At 71.1% G+C, this 16,851-nt stretch carries 9 protein-coding genes; 5 read left to right on the top strand and 4 right to left on the bottom strand.

The window, feature by feature from the left end; genetic code table 11:
* Positions 1-81: 81 nt before the first annotated feature.
* Positions 82-1,212, bottom strand: coding sequence for a LacI family DNA-binding transcriptional regulator (locus tag SROS_RS31640; protein ID WP_012892999.1), 1,131 nt, complete (start codon positions 1,210-1,212; stop codon positions 82-84).
* A 127-nt stretch (positions 1,213-1,339) separates the two neighbouring features.
* Here SROS_RS31640 and SROS_RS31635 point away from each other — a divergent pair, with 127 nt between their 5' ends.
* From SROS_RS31635 to SROS_RS31615, 5 genes are all read left to right on the top strand, one after another.
* The gene (locus tag SROS_RS31635; RefSeq protein WP_148269263.1) at positions 1,340-4,579 is read left to right on the top strand and encodes a family 78 glycoside hydrolase catalytic domain; all 3,240 of its coding nucleotides are present in this window, start codon (positions 1,340-1,342) and stop codon (positions 4,577-4,579) included.
* A gap of 257 nt (positions 4,580-4,836) precedes the next feature.
* Positions 4,837-5,748, top strand: coding sequence for a carbohydrate ABC transporter permease (locus tag SROS_RS31630; RefSeq protein ID WP_012892997.1), 912 nt, complete (start codon positions 4,837-4,839; stop codon positions 5,746-5,748).
* Positions 5,735-6,634: a carbohydrate ABC transporter permease gene (locus tag SROS_RS31625; protein WP_012892996.1), complete on the top strand. Its 900-nt coding sequence runs from the start codon at positions 5,735-5,737 to the stop codon at positions 6,632-6,634. The genes SROS_RS31630 and SROS_RS31625 overlap by 14 nt, the downstream gene beginning before the upstream one ends.
* Positions 6,635-6,716: 82 nt before the next feature.
* Positions 6,717-8,189, top strand: a complete 1,473-nt coding sequence (locus SROS_RS31620; protein ID WP_012892995.1) for an ABC transporter substrate-binding protein — start codon at positions 6,717-6,719, stop codon at positions 8,187-8,189.
* A gap of 45 nt (positions 8,190-8,234) precedes the next feature.
* Positions 8,235-11,372: a DUF5722 domain-containing protein gene (locus SROS_RS31615; RefSeq protein ID WP_012892994.1), complete on the top strand. Its 3,138-nt coding sequence runs from the start codon at positions 8,235-8,237 to the stop codon at positions 11,370-11,372.
* A gap of 328 nt (positions 11,373-11,700) precedes the next feature.
* Here SROS_RS31615 and SROS_RS46340 read toward each other — a convergent pair whose 3' ends face one another.
* The 3 genes from SROS_RS46340 to SROS_RS31600 form a co-directional block, all read right to left on the bottom strand.
* Positions 11,701-12,582 (bottom strand): esterase/lipase family protein, encoded by an 882-nt coding sequence (locus SROS_RS46340; RefSeq protein ID WP_012892993.1) that lies wholly within the window; start codon positions 12,580-12,582, stop codon positions 11,701-11,703.
* A 312-nt stretch (positions 12,583-12,894) separates the two neighbouring features.
* Positions 12,895-14,922 (bottom strand): acyltransferase family protein, encoded by a 2,028-nt coding sequence (locus tag SROS_RS31605; protein WP_012892992.1) that lies wholly within the window; start codon positions 14,920-14,922, stop codon positions 12,895-12,897.
* Positions 14,923-15,054: 132 nt separating this feature from the next.
* The gene (locus SROS_RS31600) at positions 15,055-16,434 is read right to left on the bottom strand and encodes a glycosyltransferase family 2 protein (protein WP_218919722.1); all 1,380 of its coding nucleotides are present in this window, start codon (positions 16,432-16,434) and stop codon (positions 15,055-15,057) included.
* Positions 16,435-16,851 lie beyond the last annotated feature (417 nt).

Below are 16,851 nucleotides of genomic sequence, written 5' to 3'. Positions count from 1 at the left end.
TTTCAGGGGCCTGGGAGGCCCGGACCGCCGGTGGCGGAGCCGGTGCCCCCAGGGGCCCGTCAGTGAAACGTCTCAGGCCCGTCAGCCGGCGCTCGGGTGGGCGGGGGCCGAGCTGGAGGCGCGCACCACGAGCTCGGGCTGGAAGACGATCTCCTGGTGCCAGTGGCCGGCCTCTCCCCGGGCGTCGGTGAGCAGGAGCTCGGCCGCGGCCCGTCCCAGCTGCTGCTTCGGCTGGCGGATCGAGGTCAGCGACGGCGACAGCAGTGCGGCGAACTCCACGTCGTCGTATCCCACCACGGCCATCTCGCCGGGGACGGTGACGCCGCGCTGCTCCAGGTTTCTCAGCGCGCCCAGCGCGACCATGTCGTTCATGCAGAACAGCGCCGTCGGCGGCGGGCCCGCCATGGCGAGCAGCTCATCCAGCCCCGCCTCACCCCCCGCGGCGTTGAGCACGGGCAGGGTGATCTCGGTGACGACCTCGTCGGGGACGAGCCCGGCGTTGCGGACCGCCCGCAGCAGCCCCTCGCGCCGGTCCCTGCACTGCCGTATGACCAGCGGCCCGTTGAGGAAGCCGATGCGCCGGTGGCCCAGCGAGAGCAGGTGGTTGCCGGCGAGCTCGCCGCCGCGGACGTTGTCGACCGCCACGGCGCACAGCTGCGAGTCGGCGCCGGGCCTGTCGAGCAGCACCACCCCGACCCCGCGCCGGTGGAGGTCGACGAGATGGCCGATGTCGTCGCCGGCCGGCGTGATGAGGATGCCCGGCACCCGGTGCTGCTCCAGAGTCTGCAGGTAGTGGGCTTCCTTCTCGGGCGAGTCGTTGGAGCTGCACACCACCAGCAGGAGCTGCTCCTCCGACAGCCGGCTCTCGATGCCGGGCAGCACCTCGGTGAAGAACGGGTTGCCGATGTCGCGCACGACGACGCCCACCGAGCGGCTCGTGCCCGCCCGCAGTTGCCGGGCCGGCGCGCTGGGCACGAAGCCGAGCGTCTCGATGGCGGCCTTGACCCGCAGGAGGGTGGGCTTGGCGACGATCTCCGGCCGGTTGAGCACGTTGGAGACCGTGCCGACGGACACCCCCGCGTGGGCCGCCACGTCGACCATGCTGAGCCGGCGACGGCCGTGGGCCCGCGTGTCCTCGGCGCCGAGCGCGGCGCTCCTGCGAGGGCGGGGACGCGACGGCGACGCCTCGGCCGTCTTGTCGGTCTCGGTCACCGGCGGACCTTTCTAGCTCGCCTGCTGGAGGTGCCAGTCTACCTGGTTGAAATGTTTCAGTGAGCTTGTCGGCGGTGATGGCGGGCAGGGTTGACGCCGGTTGCCGGGCTGTCTAGCGTTCCCTGGGTTGAAATGTTTCAATTGCTGGTTTCTGCTGGCCGGGCTGGAAGAGAGCGAACTCATGGAACAGGCCGTCGCGGCCGCCCTCGCCGTCACCGATCTCCGGATGGACGGCCGGACCGAACCCCTGGGCCTGGGCGAGAGCGCGCCGAGGTTCTCCTGGCGGCTCGCCGCTCCGGGCCGGGGCCGGGCCCAGAGCGCCTACCGGATCGTCGTGGGCCGCGAGTGCGACCCGCTCGCCGAGGGCGCCGAGGTCCTGTGGGACACCGGCGAGGTCGGCTCGTCCCGGACGTTCGACATCGCCTACGAGGGCGCGGAGCTGCGCCCGCGCACGCGCTACCAGTGGCGTGCGCGGGCGGCCGACGAGGCCGGCACGTGGGGCGACTGGAGCCCGGCGCACTGGTTCGAGACCGGGCTCGGCGACGTCACGGGGTGGACCGCCGACTGGATCGGCACGCCCGCCGTCCCCGGCTCGCAGCGGCTCCCGTCCCTGGAGAACGTGCCCCGCATCTGGGCCGCCGGTCCGCTCGGCCCGTCCGAGGCGCGGACCGGCGGTTTCCGCACCCGTTTCACCGTGCCCGGCGGGGCACGTCCCCTGTCGGCGTGGCTGGTGATCGGCGGCGCGCTCGATCCACAGGTCCATCTCAACGGGATGCCCGTGGCGGGGGAGGTCCGCGACGGGGCGTTCGTGGCGGACGCCGGCGACCTGATCGACTCCGGGGAGAACGTCCTGGCGCTGCGCGCCGGCGCCGTGGACGGCCTGCCCGGTGGGCTGTGCGTGCGTCTGGAGGTCGTCCTGGAAGGCCGCCCCGCCCTGCCCCAGCTCGTCCCGGTGGCCGGGGAGAGCGCCGTGACCGTGACCTCGGACGGCCGCTGGCGGGCGGCGGGTGAGCCCGCGCCCGGGTTCGAACAGCCCGGCTTCGACGACACCGGCTGGTCGCTCGCCGAGGAGGTGGGGCTGCACGGCGACCCGCCGCGGGGACGCGAGCCGGTCGCGGACCGCCCGAGCCCCTACCTGCGCCGGGAGTTCGACGTGCCCAGGCCGGTGAGCCGTGCCCGGCTGTACGCCACCGCGCTCGGCGTCTACGAGCTGCACCTCAACGGCATGCGGGTGTCCGCCGACCACCTGGCGCCCGGCTGGACCGACTACCGCCACCGTGTCACCTACCAGACCTACGATGTGACGGCACTGGTCGCCGAGGGGGGCAACGCGCTCGGCGCGGTGCTGGCCGACGGCTGGTACGCCGGCAACATCAGCTGGTTCGGCTCCTTCCAGTACGGCAGGCGGCTGGCCCTGCGCGCCGAACTGGAGATCGTCCACGACGACGGCACCACGACCAGGCTGCGCACCGACTCCGACTGGCGGGCCGGCAGCGGCGCGATCAGGTACGCCGACCTGCAGAACGGTGAGCGGCAGGATCTGGCGGCCGAGCCGGTGGGCTGGACCGCGTGCGGGTTCGACGACTCCGGCTGGCTGCCCGCCGTACCGGTGAGCCCTCCGGCAGGGCGGCCGGCGGCGGCCGTCGCCCCGCCCGTCCGGGTGCACGAGGAGCTGGCGCCCCGGGCGGTGTGGGAATCGAGCCCCGGCGTCTGGATCGCCGACTTCGGCCAGAACGTGGTCGGCTGGGTCCGGCTCACCGCCCGCGCCGGCCGGGATCGGCCGGTCGTGCTGCGCCACGCCGAGGTGCTCGACCACGAGGGGGCGCTGCACCTGGCCAACCTGCGCTCGGCCCGCGCCACCGACGAGTTCCTGCCGCGTGGCGGGGCGGGCGCGGAGACCTTCGAACCCCGCTTCACCTTCCACGGCTTCCGCTATGTCGAGGTGAGCGGGCTGCGCGAGCCGCTCACCTCGGACGCGATCCGGGCCCGGGTGGCCTACGCCGCGATGGAGCCGGCGGGCGAGTTCGCCTGCTCCGACGAGCGGCTCAACAGGCTGCAGGGCAACATCGTCCGGGGCCAGCGGGGGAACTTCCTGTCGATCCCGACGGACTGCCCGCAGCGGGACGAACGGCTGGGCTGGACCGGTGACATCTGGGCGTTCGCCCCTACGGCGCTGTTCAACTACGACGCCCGGGCGTTTTTGCACAGCTGGCTCACCGACGTGGTGGACGCGCAGGCCGAGGACGGCGCCGTGACCCACGTCGTGCCCGACGTGCTCTCCGGCCGCGGCCTGTCACCCAACCCCAGGGAGGCCGGCTCGCCCGGCTGGGGGGACGCCATCGTGATGCTGCCCTGGGCGCTGTACCGCCTGTGCGGCGACGCCGACGCCGTGGCCCGGTACTACGGGCCGATGCGCCGCTGGCTGGCCTACCTGGACAGCCGCTCGACCGACGGGATCTTCCCCGACGAGGGCTTCGGCGACTGGCTGAGCATCGGGGCCGACACCCCCAAACGGCTCGTCGGCACCGCGATCTTCGCGCTGTCGGCGCGGCAGCTGGCCGAGCTGGCCGCCGCGCTCGGCCGCGCCGACGACGAGCGGGCCTGCCTGGAGGTGTACGCCCGGGTCCGGCGGGCCTTCCGCGCCGCCTTCGTGCAGGGGCCGGGGGTGGTGGAGAGCGGCACGCAGACCGCCTACGTGCTGGCCATCACCGCGGGCCTGCTGGAGGAGGCCGAGCTGCCCCGGGCCGCCGCGCGCCTGGTACGCGACATCGAGGCGCGGGGCGGGCATCTGTCCACCGGCTTCCTCGGCACGCCGTTCCTGCTCGACGCGCTGACCCGGTCCGGGCACCTCGGCACGGCCTACCGGCTGCTGCTGCAGGAGAGCTTCCCGTCGTGGCTCTACCCGGTCGTGCACGGCGACGCCACGACCATGTGGGAGCGCTGGGACGGCTGGAGCCACCACCGCGGCCTGCAGGACCCGGGCATGAACTCCTTCAACCACTACGCCTACGGCGCGGTGGGCGCCTGGATGTACGAGACGATCGGCGGCCTCGCCCCCGCCTCTCCCGGCTACCGGGCCATCGTGGTACGGCCGCGCCCCGGCGGGGAACTCACCTGGGCCAGGACGGCGTACCGGACCAGGCACGGCCGGGTGGAGATCGCCTGGCGGCGGGAGGGCGGGGACTTCACCCTGGAGGTGAGGGTGCCGCCGAACACCCGTGCCGAGGTCTGGGTCCCCGGCGGGCCCGCGGGCGTGACCGAGTCGGGCCGCCCGGCGGCCGAGTCGCCCGGCGTCGCCCTCGACCGGGTCGTGGACGGGCACGCCGTCTACGAGGTCGGCTCGGGCTCCTACGCCTTCCACGTCTGAGCCGGGCGGACGCGGGTGAACCGGGCGGACGCGGAGGACTTCACCGCGTCCGCCCGGAATTGAGCGTTTCATCAGATCCCCCCTCGCTGGTCGCGCTCAGACGGCCGGTGGGCCATGTGAACAAACCGTTATTGCTGGCTATTGACACCACTTGGAGGTATGACGACACTCGAAACATTCCTGAAACGTTCAAATAACACCTCGGAACGAGGTTCTGGCGTAAGGCTCGATATGACAAGCGGAGAGGCAGTTCCATCGTGATTGGCCGGAAGGCGCCACCAGGGCGCCGGCGCATCCCATGGGGTGTCTACCTGGTTCTCCTGCCCACCTTCGCGGCCCTCGCGGTGTTCGCCTACTACCCCGCACTGAGCGGGATGCTGCACTCGCTCTACGAGTGGCGCCCCGGCTTCACCTCGCCGTTCGTCGGCCTGGAGAACTACGTCACCATGTTCGGCGACGACCTGTGGTGGGCGTCGTTCCGCAACATCGGGATCATCTTCGTCTGGGCGGTCACGCTCATGTGGGTCTTCCCGCTGCTGGCCGCCGAGCTGGTCATGTCGCTGTCGAGCGAGCGGCTGCGCTTCGTCTTCCGCACGCTGCTCATCCTGCCGCTCGCCTTTCCCGCCGTGGTCAACGTGCTGCTGTGGCAGTTCATGTACGACCCGCGGGACGGGGTCGTCAACAGCCTGCTGCGCGCGGTCGGCCTGGACGGGCTGGCGAGCAACTGGATCGGCGACCCGGACACCGCCCTGACCGCGCTGATGACCGTCGGCTTCCCGTGGGTGGCGAGCCTGCCGTTCCTGGTCTTCCTGTCCGCGCTGCAGAACGTGCCCGCGGAGATCTACCAGGCGGCGGAGGTCGACGGCGCGGGCAGGCTACGGCGCCTGTGGAGCATCGACCTGCCGATGATGCTGCGAGACGTCAAGCTGCTGCTGGTCATGGCGGTGATCGCGGTGCTCCAGTACGGCATGCAGGCGCACATCATGACCAAGGGCGGTCCTGACAACGCCACCCAGGTGCCGGTGCTGCGCATGCTCGACGCCGCCTTCCTGGACACCGACTGGGGTTACGCGGCGGCTCTCGGCACCGTGCTGTTCGTCCTGACCCTCGCGGTGAGCGTCGGCGCGCTGCTCGCCGGAAGGAGGGGAGGCCGGAATGCTCGTGCGTGAGAAGGCGCGGGCCGCCGAGCCGGCCGCGGGGCCGGCGGCAGGGCGGGCTGCGAAGGTCTGGATGAGCCGTACGCGCCGGACGGATCTGATGGCCGGCGCCGTGCTGTCGGTGCTCGCCTTCGCCGGCCTCTTCCCCTACCTGTTCATGCTGGCCGCGTCCGTCAAGGACAACGAGCAGTTCTACGCGAGCTACTGGGCGCCCGCGTGGCCGATCAGGCTCGGCAACTACGCGGTGGCGTGGGAGCAGGTCAGCCCCTATCTGTTCACCTCGTTCGTGGTGGCGGGGTTCGCGATCGTCGGCACCCTGGCGCTCGCCTCGGCCGCGGCGTTCGTGTTCGCCCGCTATCGGTTCCCCGGCCGGAACCTGCTGTTCGGCCTCGTCGCGGCGCTGCTCATGGTGCCGGCCGTCACCAGCCTCATCCCGCTGTTCGTCCTGATGCGGGACCTGGACATCCTCGACACCCGGCTGGTGCTCATCATCCCGCACGTCACCGGCAACACCGTGTTCGGCATCGTGATCATGCGCACCTACATGGCGCAGATCCCCGAGGAGATCTTCGAGGCGGCCAGGGTGGACGGGGCCGGCGGGATCCGCGTGTTCGTCTCCCTGATGATGCCGCTGGCCCGCCCGGTCGTCGGCACGGTGGCGCTGGTCACCGTGCTGGGGGTGTGGAACGACTACTTCTGGCCGCTCCTCACCGTGCAGACCGACGAGTTCCGCACGATCCCCGCGGGGCTGGCGTTCTTCGCCAACCAGAACGTGCAGCAGTGGGGGCCGCTGTTCGCGGGCTACACCCTGGCGAGTCTCCCGCTGCTGGTCCTGTTCACCTTCCTGTCCAAGTGGTTCCTCGCCGGCATCCAGGGCGGGATCGTCTCCGGCAAGTGACCGCTCCCGTGGCCTGCCCCATGCCATGACTGTATTGAAACGTATCAATATCTGGCTCACCCCCTCGAAAGGACCAGGCTCCATGAACACTCCCTCCACACGCCGCCGCAGGGCGGCGGCGTCGGTCGCGCTGCTGGCCGCCGGCGTGGCGGCCGGCGGATGCGGACTGCTGGGCACCGACAGGAAGGCCGGCTCGGACGGCGCCGCGGGGCAGGGCAGGGTGACCATCACCTTGGCCGGCCCCAACCAGTGGAACACCAGCGGCAGCAGCTTCGGCCCCGCCTGGGAGGCGCTCGTCGACGCCTTCGAGAAGCGCGAGCCGGGCATCGAGGTGCGCACCCAGGTGCTCCCGCTCGACGGCTTCACCCAGACGATCACGACGCAGCTCGCCGCCGGCACCGCACCGGAGCTGGTCTTCAACCAGCCGCCGCACAAGGCCCACGAGGTGCACGCGCTCGACGCCGAACTGGACAAGCCCAACCCCTACGTCGAGGGCAACCAGAAGTGGCTCGACGTCTTCAAGAAGGAGTACTTCGGTCCCGGCGTCAGCAAGGCGCTCAGCAAGGAGAGCGGGAAGCTCGAATACATCCCGTTCAACCTGGTGGCGATCGGCCTGTTCTACAACAAGGACGCCTTCGCGAAAGCCGGCGTCGACCAGCCCCCGGCCACCTGGGAGGACTTCAGGTCCGCCTGCAAGAAGCTGAAGTCCGCCGGCTTCGATCCCGTCGCGCTGGACAAGGGCGGGCTCGCGCCGGGATGGACCTGGGAGTCGATCAGCACCCAGCTCCTGGACAAGTACTACGACACGTGGAACGCCTTCGACGCCACCGGCAAGCCCGGTACGGCGCCGACCGTGACCGAGAAGTCGATCAGCAAGGCGATCAAGGAAGGGGTGCTCACCACCGCCGGGACGCCGGAGGTGGCCGAGTCGCTCAAGCTCTACAAGGAGTTCTTCGACTGCGGCACGCCGAACTGGACGGGCGTGGCCGACGGCGGCGCCACGGTCGGCTACCGCGACTTCGTCTCGGGCAAGGCCGCCATGTCGTGGGGCACCGACTTCGCCGTCGAGGCGCTCAAATCGGACGCCAAGTTCCCGATCGGCACCATGCCGTTCCCGACGATCACCAAGGCCACCAGCCCGCTGTCGACGGACGCTCCCGCCAGGTACGGAGCGTCGGTCGGCGGCACCAGCTACATGATCCCGTCCACGGTGAAGGGCGGGAAGTACGCCGCCACGATCAAGTTCCTGCAGTTCATGAGCTCGCCGGCGGTCAAGCCGTGGCTGGACGCCACCGGCGGCCTGCCCGCGACGGAGGGAGTGGAACCCTCTCCCGAGACCGCCGGCCTCCTCCAGGGCGAGTGGGGCAAGCCGTTCCGGGTGACCGCGCTGCCCGGCGGTCCCGAGGGCACCTCCTTCCGCGACGTGTTCGACGGTTACCTGCTCGGCAAGCGCCCGCTGGAAGAGGAACTGCCCGACCTGCAGAAGTGGTGGGACCGCGGGATCGAGGCCGGCATCAAGAAGAACAACTGGGGCGATGAGGACTGGGCCAAGTAGCCCGGTCGGAGACACCCCCGCCACACCCCCCGAGCAGGAGATGCAATGCCGTATTCACCACGGAACCTACGCAACGCGCTGATCGCTCTCACCCTCGCCCTGCCGGCGGCGGTGACGGCCCTGCCCGCCCCCGCGCTCGCCAGGACCGAGGCGGGCGTCACCGGGGTCGCCGTCGGCCAGAGCGCCGTCACCGTCACCGGCAGGGCGAGCGGCCAGGTGGCGCTGTACGCGCTGGACACCTGGCAGGACCCCGCGAGCCACACGGGCCTGCAGCCGGTCGCCGTCGTCGAGCCCCGCGCCGACGGCGCCTTCAGCGCCGAGGTACCGCGCATGGACGGCGCGCAGGACCGGCTGCACGACAAGTTCCTCGCCGTCGCCGACGGCCAGGTGCTCGGCGACGTGCACTACGCCGACGACCTGCGCTTCCCCTCGGCCAACGACGCCCCCTACCCGCAGGTGCCCGGCAAGAAGGGCCTGCAGGTCCAGATGACCGACGACGCCGAGGAGATCGGCGTCGAGCACGCGGGTATCAACCTGGCACTGGACTCGGTCATGATGGCCGGACCCGGCGCGGCGGGCAACACCATCGAGCACGTCTCGCAGGGCAGGACGTACTACTTCGACAAGGGCGCGGTCGCCGGGCTGGACGCACAGGTCAAGCCGCTGTCCGACAACGGCGTCCTGGTCAACCTGATCGCCATCGTCTACGACAACAAGGCCGCCAACTCCGCCGCGCCCAAGCTGATCCACCCCGAGGCCGAGCGCGGCAAGGGCACGGTGTACGCCTTCGACGTGAAGACCGCCGAGGGCGAGGGCTACTTCACGGCCGCGATGGAGTTCTTCGCCCAGCGCTACAGCCGCGCCGACGCCAAGTACGGCAGGGCCTGGGGCTGGATCGTCGGCAACGAGATCGACGCCCAGCAGTACTGGTACAACATGGGCCCCCAGGACCGCGACGTCTTCCTGGAGCAGTACACCAGGGCCATGCGGCTGACCTGGCAGGCCGTGCGCAAGTCCGACGCCAACGCCCGCGTCTACACCTCGCTGACCCACTTCTGGACCGGCGCCGTGGGCGACGACCCGAAGTACACCTACAAGGGCCGTGACGTGGTGGAGGGCCTCAACGCCCTGACCAAGGCCCAGGGCGACTTCGACTGGAACATCGCCCATCACCCGTATCCGGAGAACCTGTTCAACCCGGCGTTCTGGAACGACAAGACGGCGACCGACAGCTTCGACACGCTGCGCATCACGTTCAAGAACATCGAGCTGCTGCCGCGCTACCTGGCCCAGCAGCACCTGCTCCACGACGGGCGGCCGCGCCGGGTGATCCTTTCGGAGCAGGGCCTGAACTCCCAGGACTACACCGACGAGCAGCTCAAGCTGCAGGCGGCGGCCTACGCCTACGCCTACTACAAGATCGCATTTGCTGAGGGGATCGACTCGTTCATCCTGCACAGGCACGTCGACCACAAGCAGGAGGGCGGCCTCCGCCTCGGCCTGTGGACATGGGACGACGGGCACGCCGCGCCGTCCAACGCCGGCGACCGCAAGCCGGTGTACGAAGTGTTCAAGTACATCGACACCGAGCGCTCGCTCGAGGTGACCGAGTTCGCCAAGAAGATCATCGGGATCTCCGACTGGAAGGACGTCATCCCCGGCTTCGACCCGGCGAAGCTGGCGACCGGGAAGCTCCCGGCCACCGTCGGCGTACAGCTGGACGCCAGGCCCGCGCTGGAGCGCGTGGTCTCCGACTTCGAGCGGGACACCGGCGGCTGGCGGCCCTCCGACAACGCGGCCGCCGTCGAACGGGTGGCCGTCGACGGCGGGCACGCGCTGCGCGTGCGCTTCGACCGCGACCTGCCGGGCTGGTCGATGTACGCCAAGTCGTACAAGGGGACCGATCTGGCGCTCGACCGGCCGCTCGACGCCTCGCTCAGGTCACAGCTGTCGGTGTCGGTACGGGTGCCGGAGAACGCCGGCGACGGCTTCGAGCCGGGCAACGCCTTCTCCGCGAAGGTCCGCGTCTACGGCCCGGACGGCGAGGTCGCCGAGGGCGTCGGCGCGATCGACCCCGCCCGCGGCTGGAACCGGCTCACCCTCGACCTGTCCCGCTGGGCCGGCCGCAAGGCGATCTCCCGGGTCAAGGTGTGGGTACGCGGCTCGGTCGGCTCCGACTGGGCGGGCTCGTACGAGATCGACAGGCTGAGCCTGGCGGCCGCCGCGGTCCCGGCGGCCGACCGGCGCAACGTCGAGATCACCGCCGCGACGGGCGAGCGCGGCCGGATCGGCTCCACGGTGAGCTTCACCGTGACCAACCACGATGTGCTGCCCATGGCCGGCAAGGTCACTTTGCGGGCCTGCGACGGGGTGAGCCTCACCCCGGCCTCGCTCGGGGTGGGCGGCCTGCGGACCGGCGCCGGCCGTACCTTCACCACCGAGCTGACCGCCTACGCGCCGGCCGACCGGGAGCACCCGGTGGTGTGCGCGGACTACCTCAAGCAGGAGCAGCGGGTCACCTTCCGGCTGCCGCCCGAGGCGGCCTACGTGCCGCCCTCTCCCGACTCCTTCGCCAACCGGGAGCTGTCCGACGGCTTCGACACCGACAGCTCGGCCCGCTACCGGACGCACCGGGTCGAGCCGGAGAACAAGGAGGTCCCGCAGGTGAACGTCGGCGGCGGCACGCTGTCGGCGAGCCACGCCTCCGCGAGCTGGTTCGGGCTGCTCTCCTCGGACGTCTCGCCGCGCAACCCGGCCTTCAGCACCGCGATCACGGTCAAGGGATTCCAGGGGAACTCCACGGACATGGACACGGTCTACACCGGCCTGGTGAAGGACGGGCGGACGGACGTGGTGGCCTTCTACGTCAACACCCACAAGTTCGCCGGGTTCGAGGTGCGCGGGCCCCAGGTCCCGGGCGGTCTCGCGGTGTTCGGCGTCAAGCAGGGGGTGTCGATCCCGGACGGCGGCCGGTTCGCCCTGTCGCTGGTCGGGGACCGGGCGGCCATGTACGCCGACTCCGGCGACGGCTGGCGGCTGGTCACCGCCGCCACGCTGGAGCACCTGCCCCGGCTGACGGACCCGGACGTGCGGGCGGAATACCGCTACGGCTTCGGCGTCCGCGGTGACGCCGGCGCCGCCCCGCTGGTGCTCGACGCGGTCGAGGGCCGTAGCATCTCCTAGGGTCTGCCCGGTGATCGCGCATGATGGAGCCGGCGCGTGGGGAAACCGCCACGAGCACGATCACCGACAGTCCGGCGGGCGTGTCTTTCCGGTCCGTCGAGGCTCCTGAGGATCTCCCCAGCCGTTCACGGGTGATGTGGTGAGATTCGCGGTGGACGCGCCCCCGTCCGGGTGCGTCCACCGCGATCCCCGCCGATGCCCGTCCGCCAAGAATGACCTGTGGGGAAGAGGCTCTCAACGTCTTTCGATCCACGCTTAAAAGCACTGGTCATGCGGGTCGCGCGATACCGCGGTGTGCCGGTTCGGAGCGGAGGGGGCGCTCGGCGGGTCAGAGGATGAGCGCGAAGCAGTCCGGGCGGTAGCCCCTGGGCAGCGGTCCGGGGCTCTCCAGTGCCTTGTTGACGTAGGAGAGCATCACCGGGTCCAGCGTCTCAAGGTTGTGCCCGAGCGCTCCCTCGACGAGTCCCTTCAGCGGGCAGTCGTCCTGGAGCATCCGGTTGGTGACCTGCTCCTTCGGTCCGTCGACGAAAGTCGAGGCCGCCTCCTGCTCGGCCTTCAGCCCGAGGGCGGTGTAGCTGACCCCGTCCTCGACCATGGAGGAGTCGTTGAGCTCCTTCATCAGCGGCGAGTCCGAGCGCAGCTCGTCGCAGACCGTCTCCCAGCCGCAGCTCTTGCGCAGCTCCCCGGTCAGCTCGTGGTGCGGGGCGCCCAGGGTGATCAGCTCCGACACCTTGCCCGCTCCGCCCTCCAGCCGCATGTAGGCCCGCGGCACGATCCCGCCCAGGCTGTGCCCGACGATCGCCGCCTTCTCCGCCCCGGTGGCCTGGAGCACCCCCTCGACGAAGATCTCCAGCACCTGGGCGGAGTCCCTGATCGAGTTGCTCCACCCGTAGTCGAGCGCGAAGACGCAGTATCCCTGCTTGCTCAGGTACGGCGCCGCCACCGGCCAGGTCACCGCCCCGGTGCTCTTCGCGCCGTGGACCAGGATCACCGGGTACGGCGAGCCCTCGCGAGGCCGGCAGCCGAAGTCGTTGGCGTCCTCCAGCCCGTCGGAGGCCATCCGCCTGGCCTGGGCGACCATGTCCACCTTCGGTACGGCGGGAGCCGTCTCCCGGTTCAGCAGCGTGTCGGCCGCGAACGTGAGGACCGCGAACCCGGCCACGGCGCACAGGACGATCACGATGACGTGGCCGGGACGGAGCTGACCCACTCGTTCTCTCCCGTCGGAAGGACGCGGAAGAGAAGCCTTTCCCGGCACCCCGTCACGGATCTAGGGCCTGCCCGCGCCGGTTGGCCCCCCGAAGTTGGCACTCCGCGACAACTCCCGGCCGGTGCCCCCGCACCACCGCTCTGGACCTCCGCGCCACTGCTCTGGACCTCCGCGCCACCGCCCGGCGGCGGCCCCGGAGACGGCCGGGCCGCCGGTCGCCGGGTGGTGACCCGGGGGTGGTTCAGCCCTCCCGGCCGGGCCCCGAGCACCCAGCCGGGAGGACGATCATGGTGGGAACCGCGCGTGCGATCCTCACAGCACGGTGGGGATCAGGTCGAGGTCCTCGAGGTCCTGCTCGATCCGGGGCGCGAGCCGTACCGCGAGGGTGTCGGTGATGTGCACGTCGTCGCGGTAGAGCACGATGCCGTCCAGCGCCGCGGGGCAGCTCGCGGCGGTACCCGGGCAGAGCAGGGGCGTCACGTCCAGCAGGCGGACGCCGGGGCGCTCGCCCGCGACGATCTGCTCGGCCAGCGGATCGGGGCGCAGGCCGCGGTCGCGGGGGAAGGAGCAGTCGCCGACCGGCCCGCCCGACAGGCAGGCGGGCACGTCCTCACCGGGCAGCGGGGTGTCGCGCAGGTAGACCAGCGGGGCGCCGAGCCGGGTCAGCCGGTGGAGGGTGGAGTCCCAGGCGCGGGTCAGCGAGGCCCGGTCGGTCGCGTAGGCGTTGAGGGAGGCGACCAGGATCAGCCGGGGCGCCGGTCCGGCGGCGAGCCGGTTCAGCGCGTACTCGCGCCAGGTGTCGCACTCGTGGTACTCCCGTCCCAGGCGCGGGTCGACGACCGTGAGCCGGGGCAGCGGGCAGCCGGGCTTGGTCAGAACCTCCAGGGCCCACCCCCTGCGCACGGCGACGCGCTCCGCCGCGGCGAACCACTGGCCCGCGTGGGAGTCGCCGATGAGGACGATCCTGTCCTTGGCGGCCGGGTCGCCGAACAGGCACGCAGGGCTGGTCGTCGCGGTCAGCCCGATCTCGCACCCCTTCGACTTGGGGAAGTCGTCACGGGCCTGGGCGGGCGGCGGCTGGAGCGTCGTGACGGGGACGTCGGCCACGGTGACGTGGGCGGTGGTGGCCGCGCCCTGTACGGCTCCGCCGTTGAGCAGGAGCGCGGCCGCGACGGGGACGGTCATCGCGGTGGTGCCCAGGGCCAGGCCGCGCCTGGGGAGCGAGGTCACCACCTTCGACAGCCGCAGCGGGTTCTCCACCAGCCTCATCGTCAGGGCCGCCGGGACGGCCGAGGCCAGGACCAGCGCCAGCCGTACCGGCCAGGGCTGGGTGCCGAGTGCCGCCTCGGCGAGGACCAGGACCGGCCAGTGCCACAGGTACCAGGAGAAGGAGAGCCGTCCGAGGGCCCGGACCGGTCCCAGGGAGAGGACGGCCGAGACCGGCGAGCGGAACAGGACGACCGCGACCGTGCCGAGCGTGGGGACCAGGGCGGCCGTCCCGGGGTAGGGGGTCGCCGAGTCGAACGCCACGACCGACCAGGCGATCGCCGCCGCTCCGCCCAGGCCGAGCGCCGCCGAGGCCACCCCGGCGGCGGAGCGCGGGCGCCGCCCGCCCTCGGTGTCCGGACCGTCCCGGTCCGCGCCGCGCGGGAAGCGGGAGCCGTACGGCATGAGCAGGGCGGCGAGGGCGCCGGCGCCGAACTGCCAGGCCCGGGAGGGGGAGGCCAGGTAGGCCAGGGGCTCGCTGAGAGCGGTCCACCAGAGGGAGAGGGCGAAGGAGGCGCAGGTCAGCGTCACGACGATGACTGCGATGGCGGGGACGGCGCCGCGCCCGAGGCGGCGGGCCAGCAGGGCCGTCACCAGCAGCAGCGGGGCCCACAGGAGGTAGAACTGCTCCTCGACGGCCAGCGACCAGTAGTGCAGCAGGGGGCTGGGATCGCGTTCGGCGGCCAGGTAGTCGGTCTGGCCGGCGACGGCGCGCCAGTTGGCGATGGACAGGGCGGCGGCGACCACGTCGCCGGCGATGTCGCCACCGCGCAGGGGCGGCAGGAGCAGCCACGCTCCCGCCACCGTGGCGAGCAGCACGACTCCGGCGGCGGGCAGCAGGCGCCTGGCCCGCCGGGCGTAGAACTCGGCCAGGGAGAAGCGCCCGGTGGCCGAGATGTCACGCAGCAGCAGGCCGGTGATAAGGAAGCCGGAGACGACGAAGAACACGTCCACTCCGGCGAACCCCCCAGTCATGCCGGGGACGGTGGCGTGAAAGGCCAGCACGGCCAGGACGGCCGCCGCACGCAGGCCTTCGATGTCGGGCCGGAAGCCGAGGTCGTACCGCGGGGTCACGGCGGTCGCTCCTTAGGAGTCGGGAGGGTCAGGGGAGAAGCGGCGGGAGCGCGGTGGAGCCGGAGGCGAGCAGGACGCCCAGCAGGAGCAGGACGGTGATGGCGAGGGCCTCGGGCCAGCGGAGCCGGTGGTTCAACGGAGGATCCTCCACAGGTCGCGGATGAGGGGGAGGGCGATGTAGGTGGTGCCGGCCGCGAAGAGGGTCAGCGCCCAGTAGTCGTCCCAGCCGTGGACGGGCGCGCGCAGGGCGATGCCGATCCAGGTGGCGGCGGTCGTGAGGGTCAGCCAGGCCAGGGCCATCCGGCTGATCGAGGAGACCAGGGTGCTCCGGCCGGCGGCGGCGCCGCTCGGCACCCAGGCCGCCGCCTGGTCGCGCACCGCGTGCACGATGGAGACCAGGTGGCAGTAGGAGTACAGGGTCTGCGCCCGGACCACCTCGAACCGCCAGCGGCTCACCGACACCGCCGGGAGCAGCACCAGCGCCACCCAGAGCGGGGCCACGAAGGGGATCATGTGCCAGGCCCGGACGTCCTCGGGGTAGAAGGCGAGCATGATCAGTCCGGGCAGCGGCACCGCCGCGATGTTGGCGGCCGAGACGAAGTAGCTCAGGAAGCCGCTGTAGTAGGACAGCCGTACCCGCCAGGTCATCGGCGTGCGGTGGAAGTCACGGTCGAACAGCAGGCTCATGCAGCCCATCGCCCACCGGTACTGCTGGGCGATGTAGGAGGCGACGTTGTCCGGGGACAGTCCCTTGGCCAGCAGCACCGGGACGTACTTGGTGCGGTAGCCGTACCTCATCAGCTCGACGCTGGTGTAGATGTCCTCGCTGTGGTCGATCTTCGGGAAGCCGCCGATCTCCTCCAGCGTGGAGCGGCGGTAGACCACGTTCGTGCCCACGCAGATCGCGCCGCCGTCGGCGTCCCTGGAGGGCTGCAGCCACCGGTAGAACATCTCCTGCGCCGCCCCGGCGGTCCGCTGCAGCCAGGGCATGTCGGGGGCGGTGTCGAAGTACTGCGGGGACTGGGCCACGGCGATCCCGGGGTCCTCCAGGTAGGGGACCAGGTGGGAGAGGAAGTCCGGGCGCGGGCAGAAGTCGGCGTCGAAGACCGCGACGAGGTCGCCGGAGCTGATCGACAGGCCGTGGTTGAGGTTGCCGGCCTTCTTCAGGTGTCCCCGGTCGGGCCGGGAGCTGTAGCGGAAGCCGTACCGCCCCGCCAGGTCGGCCACCTCCGCGCGGGCGGCGTCGTCGAGCACCCAGACGGTGGTCGGACCGTTCCACCGCAGGGCGGAGAGGTGGCGGAAGGTGTTGTCCAGGATGGGCAGGGGCTCGCCGCGCGTCGGCAGGAACACGTCCACGGTGGGGACCCGTGCCGGCCGCCAGGACCGGACCAGCAGCTCGTGCGACTCCCAGGTGGTCAGGCGCTGCCGCTGGCCGTCGACGAACGACATCGCCCAGCCCGCCAGGTTGAGCGCCAGCGCGACGAAAAACGGCCACAGCGCGGGATGGCGCATCGAGAAAAGGAAAACGGTGCCCGCGGTGAATGTCAGGGAAAGGGGTGAGCAGAGTAATACCCAGCGCCTTTGCGGGCCGAAATAGAGCTTCAGTTCGTCGTCCGACGGAGGCTGCGGAAGATGGCGCACAGCCTCGTCAGAAGGTGCTTCCAGTATTGCGTGCATGCGGAGGACCCCGATTTCCCAGCCGCGCGGATCGAATCACTTTCAACTACTTCTCCAACTGTAAACAAACTTATCAGTGCTGTGCGAGGGGGCGGGTGAGGGGGAATGAAACACCGCGTTAACTGAACGAGATTCTGTACTGTGAAATATCCGCCGACGTTGTCATAAATGGCTCTTTGTCCAATTCATGGGATCTTCGGATGTGTCGCAGATCACAGCGCGGACCGGTGCTCCGGCCGTCGACTTCTGTCG

Source organism: Streptosporangium roseum DSM 43021 (assembly GCF_000024865.1).
GTDB lineage: Bacteria > Actinomycetota > Actinomycetes > Streptosporangiales > Streptosporangiaceae > Streptosporangium > Streptosporangium roseum.
This window is presented reverse-complemented; position numbering and strand designations above follow the sequence as displayed.

Bases quoted from the DNA above. Each gene is read 5' to 3' on its own strand.
- SROS_RS31620 (WP_012892995.1), top strand. From the start codon at position 6,717: ATGAACACTCCCTCCACACGCCGCCGCAGGGCGGCGGCGTCGGTCGCG.
- SROS_RS31600 (WP_218919722.1), bottom strand. From the start codon at position 16,434: ATGCGCCATCCCGCGCTGTGGCCGTTTTTCGTCGCGCTGGCGCTCAAC.
- SROS_RS31615 (WP_012892994.1), top strand. From the start codon at position 8,235: ATGCCGTATTCACCACGGAACCTACGCAACGCGCTGATCGCTCTCACC.
- SROS_RS31625 (WP_012892996.1), top strand. From the start codon at position 5,735: ATGCTCGTGCGTGAGAAGGCGCGGGCCGCCGAGCCGGCCGCGGGGCCG.